General features: G+C 69.3%; 17 protein-coding genes and 3 pseudogenes. 11 read left to right on the top strand and 9 right to left on the bottom strand.

Annotated features, from left to right (window positions below; all coding sequences use genetic code 11):
• On the bottom strand, nucleotides 1–617 hold a 617-nt coding region (locus tag ABZV38_RS35305), incomplete at its 3' end, for a class I SAM-dependent methyltransferase (protein WP_356332541.1).
• Between the two features lie 398 nt (nucleotides 618–1015).
• Here ABZV38_RS35305 and ABZV38_RS35300 point away from each other — a divergent pair.
• From ABZV38_RS35300 to ABZV38_RS35275, 6 genes are all read left to right on the top strand, one after another.
• Nucleotides 1016–1528, top strand: a complete 513-nt coding sequence (locus ABZV38_RS35300; RefSeq protein WP_356332539.1) for a hypothetical protein — start codon at nucleotides 1016–1018, stop codon at nucleotides 1526–1528.
• 14 nt (nucleotides 1529–1542) lie between these two features.
• Nucleotides 1543–1896: a thiamine pyrophosphate-dependent enzyme gene (locus ABZV38_RS35295; protein WP_356332538.1), complete on the top strand. Its 354-nt coding sequence runs from the start codon at nucleotides 1543–1545 to the stop codon at nucleotides 1894–1896.
• Nucleotides 1881–2405: a hypothetical protein gene (locus ABZV38_RS35290; RefSeq protein WP_356332537.1), complete on the top strand. Its 525-nt coding sequence runs from the start codon at nucleotides 1881–1883 to the stop codon at nucleotides 2403–2405. The genes ABZV38_RS35295 and ABZV38_RS35290 overlap by 16 nt, the downstream gene beginning before the upstream one ends.
• A 67-nt stretch (nucleotides 2406–2472) precedes the next feature.
• Nucleotides 2473–3876, top strand: coding sequence for a hypothetical protein (locus ABZV38_RS35285; RefSeq protein ID WP_356332536.1), 1404 nt, complete (start codon nucleotides 2473–2475; stop codon nucleotides 3874–3876).
• Between the two features lie 60 nt (nucleotides 3877–3936).
• Entirely contained in the window at nucleotides 3937–5211 is a 1275-nt protein-coding gene (locus ABZV38_RS35280) for a MoxR family ATPase (protein WP_356332535.1), read from the top strand.
• The gene (locus ABZV38_RS35275) at nucleotides 5208–6449 is read left to right on the top strand and encodes a VWA-like domain-containing protein (protein ID WP_356332534.1); all 1242 of its coding nucleotides are present in this window, start codon (nucleotides 5208–5210) and stop codon (nucleotides 6447–6449) included. Before ABZV38_RS35280 ends, ABZV38_RS35275 begins: the two co-directional genes overlap by 4 nt.
• A gap of 174 nt (nucleotides 6450–6623) precedes the next feature.
• On the opposite strand, the gene ABZV38_RS35270 is transcribed toward ABZV38_RS35275, so the two are convergent.
• The 5 genes and pseudogenes from ABZV38_RS35270 to ABZV38_RS35250 all read right to left on the bottom strand — a co-directional run bounded on the left by ABZV38_RS35270 (nucleotide 6624) and on the right by ABZV38_RS35250 (nucleotide 11977).
• Nucleotides 6624–7682: a hypothetical protein gene (locus tag ABZV38_RS35270; RefSeq protein WP_356332533.1), complete on the bottom strand. Its 1059-nt coding sequence runs from the start codon at nucleotides 7680–7682 to the stop codon at nucleotides 6624–6626.
• 205 nt (nucleotides 7683–7887) lie between these two features.
• Nucleotides 7888–8943, bottom strand: a complete 1056-nt coding sequence (locus ABZV38_RS35265) for an SGNH/GDSL hydrolase family protein (protein ID WP_356332540.1) — start codon at nucleotides 8941–8943, stop codon at nucleotides 7888–7890.
• Between the two features lie 41 nt (nucleotides 8944–8984).
• Nucleotides 8985–9554, bottom strand: coding sequence for a TetR-like C-terminal domain-containing protein (locus tag ABZV38_RS35260; RefSeq protein ID WP_356332532.1), 570 nt, complete (start codon nucleotides 9552–9554; stop codon nucleotides 8985–8987).
• Between the two features lie 546 nt (nucleotides 9555–10100).
• Nucleotides 10101–11164, bottom strand: a pseudogene (locus ABZV38_RS35255) (FAD-dependent oxidoreductase); the annotation flags it as partial.
• 321 nt (nucleotides 11165–11485) lie between these two features.
• Nucleotides 11486–11977, bottom strand: a complete 492-nt coding sequence (locus ABZV38_RS35250; RefSeq protein ID WP_356332531.1) for a GNAT family N-acetyltransferase — start codon at nucleotides 11975–11977, stop codon at nucleotides 11486–11488.
• A 51-nt stretch (nucleotides 11978–12028) separates the two neighbouring features.
• Here ABZV38_RS35250 and ABZV38_RS35245 point away from each other — a divergent pair, with 51 nt between their 5' ends.
• The gene (locus ABZV38_RS35245; protein WP_356332530.1) at nucleotides 12029–12607 is read left to right on the top strand and encodes a TetR/AcrR family transcriptional regulator; all 579 of its coding nucleotides are present in this window, start codon (nucleotides 12029–12031) and stop codon (nucleotides 12605–12607) included.
• Between the two features lie 13 nt (nucleotides 12608–12620).
• Here ABZV38_RS35245 and ABZV38_RS35240 read toward each other — a convergent pair whose 3' ends face one another.
• Nucleotides 12621–12848: a hypothetical protein gene (locus ABZV38_RS35240; protein WP_356332529.1), complete on the bottom strand. Its 228-nt coding sequence runs from the start codon at nucleotides 12846–12848 to the stop codon at nucleotides 12621–12623.
• A gap of 107 nt (nucleotides 12849–12955) precedes the next feature.
• Here ABZV38_RS35240 and ABZV38_RS35235 point away from each other — a divergent pair, with 107 nt between their 5' ends.
• A complete protein-coding gene (locus tag ABZV38_RS35235) occupies nucleotides 12956–13204 on the top strand; it encodes an ATP-binding protein (RefSeq protein WP_356332528.1) in 249 nt (82 codons plus the stop codon).
• A 145-nt stretch (nucleotides 13205–13349) separates the two neighbouring features.
• Here the strand turns inward: ABZV38_RS35235 and ABZV38_RS35230 are convergent, their stop codons facing one another.
• Nucleotides 13350–13592, bottom strand: coding sequence for an ATP-binding protein (locus ABZV38_RS35230; protein WP_356332527.1), 243 nt, complete (start codon nucleotides 13590–13592; stop codon nucleotides 13350–13352).
• Nucleotides 13589–13726, bottom strand: a complete 138-nt coding sequence (locus ABZV38_RS35225; RefSeq protein ID WP_356332525.1) for a hypothetical protein — start codon at nucleotides 13724–13726, stop codon at nucleotides 13589–13591. The genes ABZV38_RS35230 and ABZV38_RS35225 overlap by 4 nt, the downstream gene beginning before the upstream one ends.
• 467 nt (nucleotides 13727–14193) lie before the next feature.
• Between ABZV38_RS35225 and frc the strand changes: the two genes are divergently transcribed.
• From frc to ABZV38_RS35210, 3 genes and pseudogenes are all read left to right on the top strand, one after another.
• Nucleotides 14194–15423: a formyl-CoA transferase gene (gene frc, locus ABZV38_RS35220; RefSeq protein WP_356332524.1), complete on the top strand. Its 1230-nt coding sequence runs from the start codon at nucleotides 14194–14196 to the stop codon at nucleotides 15421–15423.
• A gap of 529 nt (nucleotides 15424–15952) precedes the next feature.
• Nucleotides 15953–16201 (top strand): annotated as a pseudogene (locus ABZV38_RS35215) (hypothetical protein); the annotation flags it as partial.
• Between the two features lie 275 nt (nucleotides 16202–16476).
• Nucleotides 16477–16653, top strand: a pseudogene (locus tag ABZV38_RS35210) (MFS transporter); the annotation flags it as partial.

Below are 16653 nucleotides of genomic sequence, written 5' to 3'. Positions count from 1 at the left end.
GAGCTGCAGCTCCTGCTCGCAGCCTGGACCGGCGCCTGCCCCACCTGCCATCGCGGCACACCCACACCCATACAGACCTGACCAAGCCCTACTAGGTAGTGCTTGACCAGCTCATCCATCGCTGCGTAGGGCACCGCCGGAAAAAGAAGACCGTCGACGGATCGGGTCTCCGTCTTCAAGTCCGAGATGTGCACCAGCGCTCCGCCGGGCCGGAGCATGTCCCTGATGGTTGCCGCCACCAGGTCGCGATCCATCCAGTGGAAGGACTGGCCGAAGGCCGCGACGGTGAACGTTCCAAGACCTGCGGGCAGATCCTCAGCCCGGGCCTGTACCCACTGGGCCTTCCCGGTTACCGCCGCCTCGGCGGCCCTGCGCCGGGCGTCGGCGATCATCCCGCTGTCCGGGTCCACACCGACGATCTCACTGAACAAGTGCGCCAGAGTCAGGGCAAGGGTGCCCGGTCCACATCCCACGTCGACGAGGCGCCCTCGCCCGTCGAGCTTCAGAACCTCGGCGAGCACGTCCACCAGCCCGGGGGCATAAGGGAGCCTCCCGCGCTGGTAGTAGGCGGCCGTGCCCGAGAACAACGTGTCGTCCCACTCCCAGCCGGCAGCCACATCCAGCCACCACCCTTCACGGAGATACGTGCCTACCCGGCGGCCCGATGATCCCACGGCCCTGCGCGTACGTTCCTGGTTCCGCGAATCCAGGCCATGCATCCGAGGTCTTCGAAGGCGTCGCAGGAGCCGAGCAGACCCAAGGCGTCACGGACGCCGGCCGAAGCCTCGAAGGAGCTGTTCGAGGAGCTGAAGCTGACCCAAGACACCGGCTTTCCAGACCGCCACGTCTGCGTACTCGCTATGTTTCAGTGCTGCAGGAGCTTGTCGAGGGTGATCGGCAGATCCCGGACGCGGATACCGGCGGCGTGGTGCACGGCGTCGGCGATCGCCGACGCGGTGCACCCAGCCCGCCGCGTGCACCCTTCCCCACGCGCCATCCCTGCTACCAGGGCCAGTTGCCGTCTGCTGTCGGTGCGGTCGCCGAGGTGCTCGCTGGCTATGACGCCGTCGTCTGTTTCGGAGCGCCGGTCTTCCGCTACCACGCGCCCAGCAGGAGTGACTTCCTGCGGCCAGGCGTCAGCCTGTACGCAGTCACCGACGATCCGGACGAAGCCGCGCGTGCCCCGTTCGGACGCATCGTCGTCGGTGACCCGTCCGACGCCCTGGCCCGCCTCGCCGACGCGATCTCGCAGACCGACCGTCCCTGGCCCGTCCCGCGTGCCATTGCCGAGGCGGACACCACAGGGCCCGCATTCACCGCGGAGGCTATTCTCGACGCCATCGACCGTGGCAAGAACGACGACGCCGTGATCGCGCTGGAGTGGACCTCGGCGGACATGCTGCGCGACCGCCTCACCATCACGCGGGCGAAGTCCCTGTTCTACCCAGCGGCCGGCGGTCTCGGCTGGGGGCTGCCCGCCGCATCGGACTGCGACTCGGCTGCCCTGAGCGGCCCGTCATCGCCTTGATCGGGGACGGGGCCATGCAGTACACGACGTCCGCCCTCTGGAGTGCTGTCCGCTACCAGGTCCCGGTGACCTTCGTGGTCTGCAACAACACCAAATACCGTGCGCTTCAGGAATTCTCCGAGATCCTGCATGTCCCCGAGGGCGACTACCTGGACATCGCCGGCATCGATGTCCTGGACATTGCCCGCGGTTACGGTCTTGAAGTCCATCGCGCGGAGAGCCTCCAGGAGGGCCCGCACCAAGCTCTCATCGATCTCGACGTTGTCCACGGATCGAGTCCCCTTCCCCTGTGTTGTCGACCATCATCTCGCTCCGCTGGTGATCGCCCGGATGTGCCCTATGGCGTGGCGGAGTGGCCGACATGCTGAAAACGGAGCACTGGAGGACGCGTGTCCGCGAGGTACGCCGTCAGCTCGTGCGGGAGGGGCCACCATGGACGCGGGACCGCGAGGGGGACTTCGAGACGGTCACGCTGCCCGAATGCGAATGCGACTGCGACCTGCTACGCGATCTGTTGATCTCCGAGGGTGCCGAGACAGTTGTCGAGGTCGGTCTTGCGTACGCCAGTTCCGCGCTCGCGATCGGTGAGGCACTGGCCAATGTCAGTCCGCCGCGCCCACGGCACGTCATCATCGACCCGTTTCAAGAGCGCGACTGGTCCAATGTCGGCTGGGATCCACTCCGCTCTGCGGGACTGGACTCGATTGCCACGCTCGTACTCACACCTTCGTCGATCGCGCTTCCGCAACTCGTCACCGCAAGCCTCCCGCCCGACGCGACGCGATTGACTCGCAGTCCGTGCGCGTCGCGTCCGCTGTCAGGGCCAGGGTGGCGTTCCGACCAAAACACCTGGCAGATCGGAACGAGGAGCGGATAGGCTGCCCCACGATGATGACTCACTCTGTTAGCCGATTGGGGGTCCCGTCCGCGCAAGGTGAGTGCTGATGCTCACTCAGACCGCGTATGGGGATTCCCACCTTTCCTTCTGGCTGCGCGTGCGCGAGTTCGCCGTGCCGCCGTCCATGATCGAGACTGCGACCGCTCGCCGTCGGGCCGGGGACTGGGCAGGGGCGTGCGCCGCCGCAGGCTTCGATGTCGATCTCAATCCACGATCCGTGGCGCGCACCCATGGACAGGAACTCGCAGCCCAGATCCGGGCTGATCTCCGCCATCTCGCTCCCGACCTGTTGCGCTGGCATATGCCGAGGATCGGTCCTCACGGGCTGCTGCGCCCAGGTCTGACGATCGCTCTGGCTCGATACGACGCTGAGGGGCGTGACGGCACAAGCCCGGTGCACCTCGTGGTCCGGACTCCGCCGGCTTGGGCGGATGCCGGCCAGCGGATCAGCCTCGCGCTGTGGGATGGATCCCACTCCGAGGCCGGCGCCCGCCGTCATCCGCATCCCCATCCGAACCGACGGTTCCGCCTCGACCTGCACCGCCACCTGTGGGACGCGCGCAGGACCGATGAGCTGCGGATCCGGTCCGGGGCCGATCGGCTGCCCGCCGACGGCCGCCCTGTGCTGGACCCGGAGCTGCTGGGGACGGTGCCGCAGGGGCGCCGCTGTGACGTTGACCGGTGGGCAGCCGAGGCAGGGATACTGCTCCACGCCGAGGGGCGGCCCGCCGGTACCGTCACTGTGCGGTTCGGGGGCCGACATCGGCTGTTCGTGGACCTGGTCGCTGACAGGGACGGCCTCGGGCCGCCCGCCTTGCGGATCGCGGCGGCGAACACGGATGACGGCGCCGCCGCGCTGCCGGTCCTGCCCGACGCGGCGACCTGGTTGCTGCCCGACCTGGAACTGATCCGCACCGGCTCGATCGAGGCCGATCGGCTGCACCCGCTGGTCGCCTCGGCACTGGTACCGGATCATTCGCCGGCCGGTTTCTCCCCGATTCCGGACGGGGCAGGACAACCGCTCCTCGTGGAATGCCGAGGAGCCCAGCACCGGATCGGCCTGGTCAACGGGGTACTGGCCCCGCTGGACCATGACCCGGCCGAGATTCGCCGGGAGGAACTGCTGGTCGCATTGACCGGTACCCCGCTTCCCTGCCTGCAGGCGATCGACCAGGCGCACCGTCATCCGGACTGCCTCACCGGCGTCCGCGAACGCCTCCACCACGGCGACGTCGCCGGTGCGCTGGCCGTCGTCGAGGGCCTGCTGGGCCCCGACGCCGTGCTGCGCAGCGGCGCTCTGCGGGACGAACTGGAGGCGGCCGCGCAGCGGCGGATCGCCTACGGACTGTTCAGGGCGGACCTGATCGGACCCGGACCTGCCCGCTACCGCCCGGACCGTCGCCATCCCCGTGACCGCCGCCCGCACCAGCGCCACGCGACGTCCCACTGACCCGGGGACCTCCGTCCCCCGCACCCACTCGCCTCACCACGAACCCATAGGTGATCACACATGCCCACATGCGCCCCGTTCGCCGCAACCGACATCCCCTCCGCCGCAGCCCAGGCCTCCCAACTCGACGTCGCCGACGCATTGATGGCCCTGCTGCGCGACACCACCACCGAACCGCGCCCCGACACACAACTGGAGGCCCTGACGCTGGCAGTGGCCGCCGATCTGCCCGTACTCCTGTGGGGTGAGCCGGGGATCGGCAAGACCGCGGCCCTGACCCAACTCGCCGCGTCCCTGGACCTTCCGCTGACCACAGTCATCGCCAGTGTGCACGAGCCGTCCGACTTCTCGGGGCTGCCCATTGTCGGAGACGATCCCGCGGAACAGGGTGTCCCGATGGCCCCGCCGGACTGGGCCGTGCGGCTGGTTCGGGCCGGCCGGGGGCTGCTGTTCCTGGACGAGCTGTCCACCGCGCCTCCGGCCGTTCAGGCCGCCCTGCTCCGCCTCGTGCTCGAACGGCGGATCGGCGCCCTCCAACTGCCGCCCGGGGTACGGATCGTGGCCGCCGCCAATCCGAGGTCCTCGGCAGCCGACGGCTGGGAGCTGAGCCCGCCGCTGGCCAACCGGTTCGTCCATCTCCAGTGGACCCACGACCACGAGGTCGTGGTACGCGGCCTCGGTGGGACGTGGCCCCGGGCCACCCTGCCGGAGCTCAAGCCCGAGAAACTACCGGAGGCCGTGGACTTCGCCCGCCGTGCGGTGTGCGGGCTCCTCACCGGGCGCCCCAAACTCGTACACCAACTGCCCAGCAGCGAAACGCGCCGCGGCGGCCCCTGGCCGTCCCCCCGGAGCTGGGAGATGACGCTGAGCCTGATCGCCTTCGCGACCGCGGCCGGCTCCTCCCGGGACGTGCTGTCCCTGCTGGTCAGGGGCACAGTGGGCGACGGCCCAGGGCTTGAACTGCTGGCGAGCCTCGACCGGATGGACCTCCCGGACCCCGAGGCGCTTCTCACCGACCCGGCGGGGGCCGACCTGCCCGAGCGGGGAGATCTGCGCCAAGCCGTACTCGACGGTGTGGTGGCGGCCGTCCGCAACCGCCCGGAGAAGTCCCGCTGGGACGCAGCCTGGGCGCTCCTGGTCCGGGCGCTGGAGACCGGAGCCCAGGACCTGGTGGTCGTCCCCGCGACCACACTCGCCTCGCTGCGCCAAGAGGACTGGGACGTTCCACCATCGATCGAACAGCTCGCCGGAGCGGTGTCCCTGTCCCAGCGGGCAGACCGGGCCGCGGACCGCGCCACGGCCCGGATCGCGGTCGCCGCGAAGGCCGGCCGATGACCCCGGACGCAACCGGGGCACTGGACCTCGACAAGCTCTTCGCCGCCCGGCTGCACGCCGCCCGGGTCCGCCCCTACTTGGCGACGGCGCTGTTCGCCCTGCACACTGTGGAATCGCGGCGGGTACCCACGATGGCCGTCGACCGGCACTGGCGGTGCTACGTCTCATCCGCGTTCGTGGACCGCACCCCGGTGGAGGAACTGGCCGGGGTATGGGTGCATGAGGTGTCGCACCTGCTGCGCGACCATCATGGGCGCAGTGACCGGGTCGCGCGGGAGCGCGGGCTGACCGGCCCGGCGGAACGGCTGCGGATGAACATCGCTGCGGACTGCGAGATCAACGACGACGCGTTCGGCGACGGGCTGGTCCGGCCCGAAGGTGCGGTCGAGCCGGGACTTCTGGGGCTCCCCGAGGGAGAGCTCATGGAGGACTACCTGCGCCAATTCCGGCTCGGTCCGCATACGCAGAGCCTCGCCTGGCTGGACTGCGGCAGTGGCGCGGACGGACTGGAAAGGGAGTGGGACCTGGGACCGGACGGCGCGCACGGCCTCAGCGCGCAGGAGCGGGACGCGGTCCGGTTCCGGGTGGCGCAGGGCATCACCGGCCGCCCGGGGAACACCCCGAAGGGGTGGCAGCGGTGGGCGGAGGAGGCGTTCCACCCGCCGCAGCCGTGGCGGGAGCTACTGGGAGCCGCACTCCGCTCGGCAACGTCAGGTCCCGGCGCAGGCGAGGACTACACCTACGGCCGCCCGTCGCGGCGCTCAGCCGGGGTGCCCGGCGTCATTCTGCCGAGCCTGAGGCGCCGGCCGCCCCGGGTCTCCGTGGTCATCGACACCTCGGGCTCGGTCAGCGACGTCGAACTGGGCAGCGCGCTGCTCGAGGTTGCCGCGATCTCCCGAGCCGTGGGCGGCCGGCGCGACCTGATCACCGTCCTCCCGTGCGACGCATCGGCCCGGGTCGTGCACCCGCTGTGCCGTGCCGAGGGAATACCGCTGGTAGGCGGCGGGGGCACGGATCTGCGCACGGGCTTCGCCAAGGCGCTCAGAGCGCGGCCCCGACCGGACGTCATCGTGGTCCTGACCGACGGGCAGACGCCCTGGCCGAGCTCGCAACCATCGTGCCGGACGGTGGTGGGTCTGTTCCCCCGACAGTTTGAGGCCCGGTCGTGGGACGAGGGCGATCCCGACTACGTTCCGGACTCCCCACCGGCATGGGCACGCGTGGTTGACATCGGGTAGGTTGCCGCTGCTCGGTGAGCCCTCTCACGCAGCGGGCGATGCCCGTGGACTTCCCGGCGTGGGACCGCGGCTACGCCTTCTGGCGCTGCAGGCGGGACAAGGGCAGCCTGCGGATGCTCCCGAGCCGTCACCACAGAGGGCACCGACACGACTTCTTCGCCGCCATGCGCCCAGCTAGAACGGGCGAGCGTACGGGTGGTCCTTCACCTGGTCGTAGATCCTGCGCAGCCAGGGCTGACGGACGGCGGGCAGCCGTGCCAGCGTGGCAAGGAACACTGTCGAATCGGGCCGGAACGGCCCGCGTGGACGCAGCGGCAGCGGATCGTCGCGGAGGACGCCGACGGGCATTCCGCCTGTGACGGGGACTGGCAACCGTTCGTGGGGGAAGGCCAGATGCATCCACACGTCGGCGGTCAACGGCACGATGTCCGCGGTGCCGAACGGTTGCCATGCCTTCCCCGTCTGCGGATGCCGCGGAACCAGGACGACGTCAGGGGTGGGGCCGGGGGCAGGCAGGCCCGGTCCGCCCAAGGCTGCGTTCTTCGTCGGCGGCCCCGGCGGGAGCAGCGTGTCGAGCGCGCGGCCGAACGTGTCCGCGACGAGGCCGTCGGGGACGGCCACGCGTGTGCCCGCCGAGGCTGCCAGCAGGTGGGCCAGCGCCGCCCCGACGGCCGCCTCCCACCGCGGGCTCCACGCCCCTGACTGCTCGACCGGGGGAGTGCCCTGCGGCCCCTGTGCCAGCGCCTCCCAGCTGATGGTCCGGCAAGCGGGAGCGTCTGCGGGGAGGCGGCGCACGGCGTGCGGGGCGAGCCACACCGTCTGCCAGAACGAGCAGTCGTCGATGCGGGTCGCCACCGCCTGGCCGCATTGCGCGCATGCCAGGTTCGGGCCGTCCCTCCCGTCCAGCCCCATGCAGTAGCCGCCGCATCGTTCGGGCATCAGGACGGTGCCGCGGGCGTCACCCGGCGCGACGACGATCGCTCCCGCCTCTCCGAAGGAGAGGGAGCCGACCGGCGCGAACACGCCTCGGGCTTCCGCGCTGTCCACCCCGATCTCGCTCCACGGCCGCCACGGCGGCCCGGAAGGCTCCGGGTCGACGGCATACGTCCCCGGCTCCATGAGCGCGGGGAGCAGTTGATGTCCGTAGCAATGGCGTGCATGAACGGGCAGCGCGATCTGCGACACGGGGGCGGTCAGCAAGGCACCGCACCGCGCACACGCGAACACATCCATGCATCTCTCCGCCCCGACGCGCGAAATTATCCAGGCTCGGCGAGCGGCGGCCAACACCTTTTGCCCACCGCCGCGGTCACCTCGGCAGGTTGGGGGCGGCCGCCGCGGCACCAGTCCCGCGCTCTACCGAAGCGGCGCGACCCACGGGGACGGTGCTTCTGTCGGACGACACGAGAGTGTCAGTACCTGGCGACAGAACCCGTCTTCAGGAAGTGTGGTCCGCGAAGGGGCCGTTGGTGGTGAAGGCGAGCTGGGCGAAGCGTTCGCCGATGCGGCGGTGTGTGGTGGCGTCCGGGTGGAGCTGGTCGGGCAGCGGCAGTTCGGCAAAGTCGGCCGCGCCGTAGAGGTCGCGGCCGTCGAGGTAGCGCAGGTTCGGATCGTCGGCGGTTCGTTGCTCCACGATCCGGGCCAGTTCGTCCCGGATGACGCCCAGGGTCAGCTTGCCGCTCGCGCGTTCCGCCGGATCGCCCGTTGCTCGGAACTGCAGTTGCCCGGTGCTGAGGCTGGTGAAGTCCGGGGCGCTGGGGCCGGGGGTGTCCTCGTGGATGGGGCACAGGATGGGCGAAACGATCAGCAGCGGTGTGCTGGGGTGGCCTTCGCGGATGGTGTCGAGGAAGCCGTGGACGGCGGGAGTGAAGGCACGCAGGCGCATCAGGTCGGTGTTGACCAGGTTGATGCCGATCTTGACGCTGATCGGGTCTGCTGGGGTGTCGCGCAGCGTGCGGGCGGTGAACGGGTCGAGCAGGGCGCTGCCGCCCAGGCCCAGGTTGATCAGTTCTACGGCGCCGAGAGAGGCGGCGAGTGCGGGCCAGGTGGTGGTGGGGCTTGCGGCGTCGGAGCCATGGCTGATCGAACTGCCGTGGTGCAGCCACACCTTGCGGCCCCCGTGCCGTAGGGGTTCGGCGGGGGCGTCGGTCCGCAGGGCGACGAGTTCGGTGGTCTCGTTGTGCGGCAGCCAGATCTCGACGTCCTTGACGTCGTCGGGCAGATCGCTGAAGCGGAGGGTACCGGCCGGGCCGGGTGTCTGCTCGACGGTGCCGGTGGTCATGTCGATAGTCAGGGAGTTGCCGCCGGTCGCGCTCGCCTGGCCGGTCAGGCGGCCGTCGACGAGCAGGTCGTACACGCCGTCCGGGCGGGGAGGGGCGCCTACGTAGCTCCGCTTGGTTGGCAGCGTGTCCAGTTCCACGAAATCGAGGGCGCCGCGCAGGAGGTCGGCGGTGATGGGCGTCGTGATCCAGTTGCTGTCGTGCTGGGTGTGCATAGTCGTCGTCATCCGTTGGTCGAAGATTCGTGGGGCCCTGGTCAGGGGGTGGGCCAGTTGCGCAGCAGGGCGTCCATGGCGTCGAGGATCCGTTCCCAGCTCTCCTGCGAATCGGGGGAGCTGTGGCTGAACCCGCCCTGCGCCTCCAGGCTGACGTAGCCGTGGAAGACGCTGCCCAGCATCCGGACCGCGTGCGTCTGGTCCGGTTCTGTCAGGTCGTAGCCGCGCAGGATCGCCCGCGTCATCTGCGAGTGCCGGCCACCGGCACTCGCGGCCGCTGCTTCCGGGGTCAGTTTCATCTGGGCCGCGGCATAGCGGCCGGGATGTTCGCGGGCGTAGTCGCGGTAGACGTTCGCGAAGGCGGCCAGCGCGTCCTTGCCTGCCCGCCCGGCCAGGTCGGCGGCGCCCCGGTCGGCGAGTTCCTCCAGGGCGAACAGGGCGATCCTGGTCTTGAGGTCCTGGGAGTTCTTCAGGTGCGAGTACAGACTCGCGACCTTGACGTCGAACCGCCGGGCGAGCGCCGAGGGGGTCACCTGGTCGAAACCGACATCGTCGGCCAGTTCCGCTCCTGCCTGGGTCAGGCGCTCCGTCGTCAGTCCTGCGCGTGCCATACCTGTCCTCTCGTTTACCAGAACAGATTATGCAACAGCCTAAAAGATTTAGGCAAATTCTCATTCCCTTTGGAGGGCGGGCTCTGATCTGGATTCGCTCCGCGTCTCCGTCCACCGCGGGTGTTGCAACCGTCATGGTCGTCCGCGCCGCTTCTGAGCTGCGTGAAGAGAGCTGCACCCACAGCTGTCTGCACCGTCGTCCGCACAGAGGGATGCGAAAAGGCCTACAGCTCCCGCGGATTTCGCGCTCACCTGCGACGGCGCGGCATCGTCCACACCATCTCGGACAAAACCGACCAGGTGCGACAAGACTGCCACCTCCTACGAAGTAGCGGTCAGCCTGGCGTCATGCCTGCTCTGGGCATGATCCGTTTGAAGACGGCTAAGGGCTGTCCCGTAATCCCTGGCGGGCGCGCGACGACAACTACGGCACCTCGCTGCGTTGTCGGAACGCCCGAATACGCCCAGTATGAGGACGCTCCTCTGCCTTGCGATGCACCGCATCTGACGCCGCGCGCTGATCCACCAGGGATTACGGGACAGCCCTTAGTTCCGGTGGTAGGCGGCGAGGAGGAAGAGCCAGATCTCGCTGACGGTCGGGAAGCAGGCGACCGCGTGCCGCAATCGCTTGAGCGGTATCTCGCCGGCGATGGCGATGGTCGCGGAGTGCAGCAGTTCGCTGATTCCGTAGCCGACGAAGGTCACCCCGAGCAGGACCTCCCGGTCGAGGTCGACCACCATCCGTGCGTGGCCCTGGTATCCGTCGGCGTAGAGGTTGGCGCCCTGGGCAGCGTTGAAGTCAAGGTCGACGACCTTGGTGCGGTGGCCGGCCCGGGCTGCTTCCTCGGCGGACAGGCCCACCGCGCCCGTCTCGGGGTCGGTGGAGAAGACCTGCGGTACGGCGTGCTGGTCGGCGGTGGTGGCGTGGTCGCCCCAGGGGGCGTCGTCCAGCGGGAGACCGGCGGCACGCGCGCCGATCGCGTCGCCCGCTGTCCGGGCCTGGTACTTGCCCTGGTGGGTGAGAAGAGCGCGGTGGTTGACGTCGCCGAGGGCGTACAGCCAGTCGCCTTCGACGCCACGGACGAGACAGGTTGTGTCCACGTCCAGCCAGGAGGCCGGGGCGAGGCCGACCGTGTCCAGGCCGAGGTCGTCGGTGTGGGGGCGCGGCCGGTGGCGAACATGGCTACGTCGACCTCCAACTCGCTGCCGACGTCGAGAGTGAGGGTGACCGGTCCGGCGGGGTCGGGGCGGCGCAGAGCGGTCACCTGCACTCCGATCCGCACGTCTGTGCCCGCCTGAGTCAGGCCGTGCGCGATGAGCTCGCCCGCGAAGGGTTCCATCCGGGACAGCAGGGAGCGGCGGGCGAGCAGCGTGACCTGGGAGCCGAGGCCCTGCCAGAGGGTGGCCATCTCGACGCCGACCCCGCCGCCGCCGACGATGGCGAGTCGGGCGGGGACGCTGCTGGAGTCGGTGCCGTGCCGGTTCGTCCAGGGGTGAGCCTCATTGATGCCCGGGATGTCGGGCAGCACCGGGCGGCTGCCGGTGGCGATGGCCACGGCGTGCCGGGCGGTGAGGGTCTGGCGTGTGCCGTCGTCCCGGGTGACCGTGACCCGCGTACATGCTATTTGTGCGGTTTTCCAGCCGTTCGTTCATTCCTTCATCGCATCACGATCGGCGGCCGATCGCTCAACCGCGGGGTGCGTTGCTTGACGACAGTCCTCCATCTGCGCCGGTGGACAGGCCCAACAGTCGGACACGCCTTGGTCCCTGCCGCAGCCGGCACACCTGGGCCATGAACCCGTTGTTCGCGAACAGCGGGAAGCGGCTGTCGATCACGTGGAAGTGGGCGTCGCGGAACGGACGTCGATGCGTCGCAGGAATTCTTCCCGGAGTTGTCGGGGCGGCCACGGTGCCGGTCTCCAGCGGTTCCGCTAGAGACGGCGCTGCCAGGTCTGGCCGACGAGGTCGTGCCCGAAGCTGTGGTGGGGCTCTTCGGTGACGAGCTCGAAGCCCTGCTTCTGGTAGATGCGCCGGGCCGAGCTGAGCACATCGTTGGTCCACAGGGCGATCGACTCGTACCCCGCCTCCCGCGCGAACCGCAGGCATTCCTCGACCAGGCGGGCCCCCAGGCCCAGCCCGCGCGCCGCGGGATCTACGAGCAGCAGGCGAAGCTTCGCGGTTCGGTCGTCCCCGCGTACGCAGAAGACGCAGCCGGCCCGCGCCCCGTCGACCTCCGCGATCCACGCGGCCTGGGGCCCGGGGGTCTTCTCCTCGGCGTAGTCGGCGGTGATCCGGGCGACGAGCGCCTCGAAGCCGGTGTCCCAGTCGAACTCGCGGTCGTAGAGCTCGCCGTGCGCCATCACCACCCATCCCAGGTCCCCGGGACGGTCCAGCGGCCGGATGGCCACCTCACGCTCCTCCACGATGTCCTCACTCCCGCATCACTGAAACGACTGTTTCAGTAGACTAGCCCGGTGACCCGATCCGAAACAAACCCTTCCCCGCGGCGACAGGAGCTGCTGGAAGCCGCTTACGCCTACGCCCTGCGCAGCGGCCTCACCGAACTGTCCCTGCGCCCGCTCGCCGAGGAGATCCAGTCCAGCCCGCGCGTGCTGCTCTATCTGTTCGGCAGCAAGGACGGCCTGATCCGCGCCCTGCTCGCGCGGGCCAGAGCCGACGAGGTGGCCGTCATCGAGGAGATTGCCGGCTCGCAGGAGGGGCCCGAGGGGCTGCAATCGGTCGCCCGTGAACTGTGGCGGTGGCTGTCCGACGCCGCCCACCGGGGCCTGCTGACACTCTGGGTCGAAAGCTATGCCCGCTCCCTCATCGACCCGGAGGGGCCGTGGGCCGGCTTCGCCCGCGATACGGTCGGCGACTGGCTGGCGCTGCTCGCCGCCGGCCAGCCCACCGAGGTGCGTGATACCGAGGCCGGGCTCGCGCAGCGCACCCTCGTCCTCGCAGCCCTGCGGGGAGCGCTGCTGGACCTGCTCGCCACCGGCGATACCGCGCGCACCACTGCGGCGGTACACCTTGAGCTGGCTCGGTTAGGGTGACGCGGGCCGGTACTCAGCAGATGACGGGGGCGAGCACCGACGGCCGCCCCGAGGCCATGCGCAGCGCGATCGAGCAGGCACGCTCCCTGGTGGGCAACCAGATCACCTCGCTGCGCCACCTGATCAGGGGTCTGCGTTCCTTGGTCCTGGACGAACTGGGACTGCGCGCGGCCCTGGAGGCGCTGTGCCGGTGCACCTCGGAGACCTTCGGTATCCGGATCGATCCGCAGGGCGCCGACATCAGCTACCGACTGACCTCGGAAGCGCAGGCCCACGTGTACCGCATCGTGCAGGAGGCACTGACCAACGCGGTGAAACACGCTCAGCCCACTCGAATTCACTGTCGATATGGAGGCTCAACGCCATGTGATGACGCTGACCGTTGCCGACAACGGGCACGGAATGCCCCAGCCCCCGGACTCCAGGCGCTGGCCCGCCCTGCGCGCGGCCACCCCCCCGGCCTCCACCGTGCAGGGAGTGGGGCTCTCCGCCATGCACGAGCGCGCAGACCTCATCGACGCGCAGCTCACGCTCCGCAGCGTTCCCGGGAAGGGCACCACCATCATCCTGAGCGTGCCCCTTCGTGCGTCGCATTGAAGCCAGCCTCTGACCCCGACGTAGATGCCCATGGCTCCGGCCCCTTCAGCAACCGTACGGTTCGGCGCCGCGGTGACCCCGGACCGTAGGCTGCTCCTTCACCCCGGCGCAAAGCGCTTTGAGTACCGGTGGGTCAGGTGCGGCTTCAGCGCTTGTCCCGGGTCTGCTCGAGCCGGTAGGAGTCGATGCCGGTCTGGATTATGTGCGTGTTGAAGGTGACTCGGTCCATGATCGCCGAGCAGAGCCTGGGGTCGGTGAACCGAGAAGGACCTCGGCTGAACGTGCCCTGGCGAACGCCCGAGCGTCCACGACGTCTGCGTAATGGTGAGCTGTCGATGAGCGCTGTGAGCGCCGGGAGGCCTTCGGCTCCGGCGACAGCGCGGTTCACGATGGCTGTGCGGTCTCGCCCAGGGACTGGGTCGCTGCTGCGAACAGGTGCATGTCGATGAGCTCCAGTGAGACGAGGTGCTCGGCGGGCAGTACGGCATCGAAGACATCTGGTCCATCCTGCGGCGCAGCCACCAGGCCAACACCGCCTTCACGACCCCGACCACCTGCTGCGAGCCCTGAGACAGGGCCTCCGCCAGAATCCAGTACCGCAGCGATATCGTCGACGGACGCCTCGCCACAACCGGCCTCACCCTGACGACACCACGCCCGGAAAGTCAGTAGTCCGAAGAGCACGCGGACGCCGTGCCATGCGTTCCGCTGAACCTTTGCGTGCGTGCCGCGAACGATCGTTCGTCACCGGGAATCTCCGGTGCGGCTCGACGGTTTCGTGCGGAATCGCGTACGGCCTCTGGACAACGACGCCCGCTGCGGCCACGATTATGGCGACCCCATACGGTATGCAATCTACAGTATGGAGTTGAAGGCGTGATGACTGCCGTCGTCGCGCAGGGTGTGCGTGTGGGGCCGGGCCCCCGCGCGACCGTGTTCCTCTCAGCCCGAACCCGACGACACGACATATCAGCGAGGTGGGGACGGCCATGGCAAAGGCACTAGAAGGCATTCGAGTTCTGGACATGACACACGTGCAGTCCGGGCCCTCCGCCACCCAGCTCCTTGCGTGGCTCGGCGCGGACGTCATCAAGGTGGAGGCGCCGACCGGCGATGTCACGCGCAAGCAGCTGCGCGACCTTCCGGACGTCGACTCCCTGTACTTCACGATGCTCAACTGCAATAAGCGGAGCATCACTCTCAACACCAAGACGGAGCGCGGCAAGGAGCTGCTGACCGAGTTGATCCGGCGCTCCGATGTGATGGTCGAGAACTTCGGGCCCGGTGCCGTCGACCGGATGGGGTTCACCTGGGAGCGCATTCAGGAGATCAACCGGAAGATCGTCTATGCGTCCATCAAGGGCTTCGGTGAAGGGCCGTACACCAACTTCAAGGCGTACGAGGTCGTCGCGCAGGCCATGGGCGGGTCGATGGCGACCACCGGGTTCGAGGACGGGCCGCCGCTCGCCACCGGCGCGCAGATCGGCGACTCGGGGACCGGCATCCATGCCGTCGCCGGCATCCTGGCTGCCCTCTTCCAGCGGGAGAACACCGGGCGTGGGCAGCGTGTGAACGTGGCCATGCAGCACGCCGTGCTCAATCTGTGCCGGGTGAAACTGCGGGATCAACAGCGGCTCGCGCACGGCCCGTTGGTCGAGTATCCGAACGAGGACTTCGGCGACGAGGTGCCGCGCTCCGGGAACGCCTCCGGCGGCGGGCAGCCCGGATGGGCCGTAAGGTGCGCTCCCGGCGGGCCCAACGACTACGTGTACGTGATCGTGCAGCCGGTCGGCTGGCAGCCCCTGAGCGAGCTGATCGGGCGGCCCGAGCTGGCCGATGACCCCGAGTGGGCGACCCCGGAGGCGCGGCTCCCGAAACTCGGCAAGATGTTCCAGCTCGTCGAGGAGTGGACCTCGACGCTCCCCAAGTGGGACGTCCTGCAGAAGCTCAACGCCCACAACATCCCGTGCGGCCCGATCCTCTCCACCAAGGAGATTATCGAGGACGCCTCGCTCGTCGCCAACGAGATGGTCGTCGAGGTGCCGCACCCGCAGCGCGGCTCGTTCGCCACCGTCGGATCCCCGCTCAAGCTCTCCGATTCCCCCGTCGACATCACCAGCTCGCCGCTGCTCGGCGAGCACAACGAAGAGGTCTTTGTCGGAGAACTAGGCCTCGCTGACGAGGAGTTGGCTCTGCTGCGGACCGGTGGGGTGATCTGATGCCGCTCGAACCGGCCGACGGTGTGTTCGTGCGTACGTGCTGTCGCCACGGCCACCGTCATGGCCACGCCGGCCGGCGTCGGTCGCGCGCTGTGCACCGTGTTGTCTCCCGGATCCACGGGTATCCGCACTGCGCCGCCCGTACCGCCCGTATGACCTTGGACTGAGGCGTCGGCCCTCATCGTGCCCGCGGCGGCGGACACCGTCCGCCGCCGCGGCGCGGGTGCGAGGCCGGACGGTGTGTTCTCAGGCGCCCCCTGGCACCGTCCGGCCCGCCCACCCGGCGTCATCCCACCTCACAACGGCACAGTGGAACGGCGACGCAAAGCCATGAGCGTCACCGTGAGCGCCGTCGACGACCCGGCGCGCGATCGTACGAGCATGCGGTGCCCACCATCCGCGAGGTCGTCAACTTCCTTGGGCTGCACGGCAATGCGACATCGGCAGGCCCAGGGGCGGGGTGCGCCCCTGCGGCGCTCCCGCCTGGCGACCCGCCTCTCCATAACAGCCGACGGGTCGTCCTCGGGACGTGTGGCACGACGGGGTGGAACGCCGGTCTCGCGGGTTCCGGCTCGTCGGCCGTCCGATGCCGCGCGGGTCGACGGCCGCGTACCGCCCGGAGCCCCTGCGCTGGTGCCGCTGGGCAGCGTCGTTGACCTGAGCAACACCCCAACGCCCAAAGGAGATCGTGGTCCGATGGGAGCCCGCCGCGGTCCGCCGCGGCGTACGCGGACCTCCGCGTGACATCCGGGCCAGAAAGACGGAGTGCGCCCCCTAGACAGAGCGGCAACCCGTCTACAGAATACGGTCTACTCCATATCGTATGCAAAGTTGCTCCGTGTGGAGTGGATCACTGTTCCCGTCGTCGTGGAGGGGGTTGCACATGTGGTGACGCGAAGTCAGGACTCGTGAGCGCACGCGCCCTCCGGGCCGGGCCAGGGTGCAGGGAACCCGGCCGGCTGTGGGGTGGATCGCGGGGCGGACTGGTCCTGACGGCACACGAGAACCGGACAGGGGGCGCTGACCAGGGTTCTGCGACGTAGAGGAAATGGCATGACGACAACTGACATCTCGTCACACATTCCGTACAAGGAGGTGACGGACGGCAACGGCCGCGTGTACCGGCTCGGTGAGTCCGACCGGGACATCATGCGGAGACCACGCTGGACCATGGTGCTCTTCCCATGGATCGGCATGATGGGCATCAGCTCGTCGGAGTACGCGTTCACC

This window comes from Streptomyces sp. NPDC005181 (genome assembly GCF_040608395.1).
Taxonomy (GTDB): Bacteria; Actinomycetota; Actinomycetes; order Streptomycetales; family Streptomycetaceae; genus Streptomyces.
The sequence above is the reverse complement of the archived record's forward strand: the minus strand, read 5'-3'. Positions and strand labels throughout refer to the sequence as shown.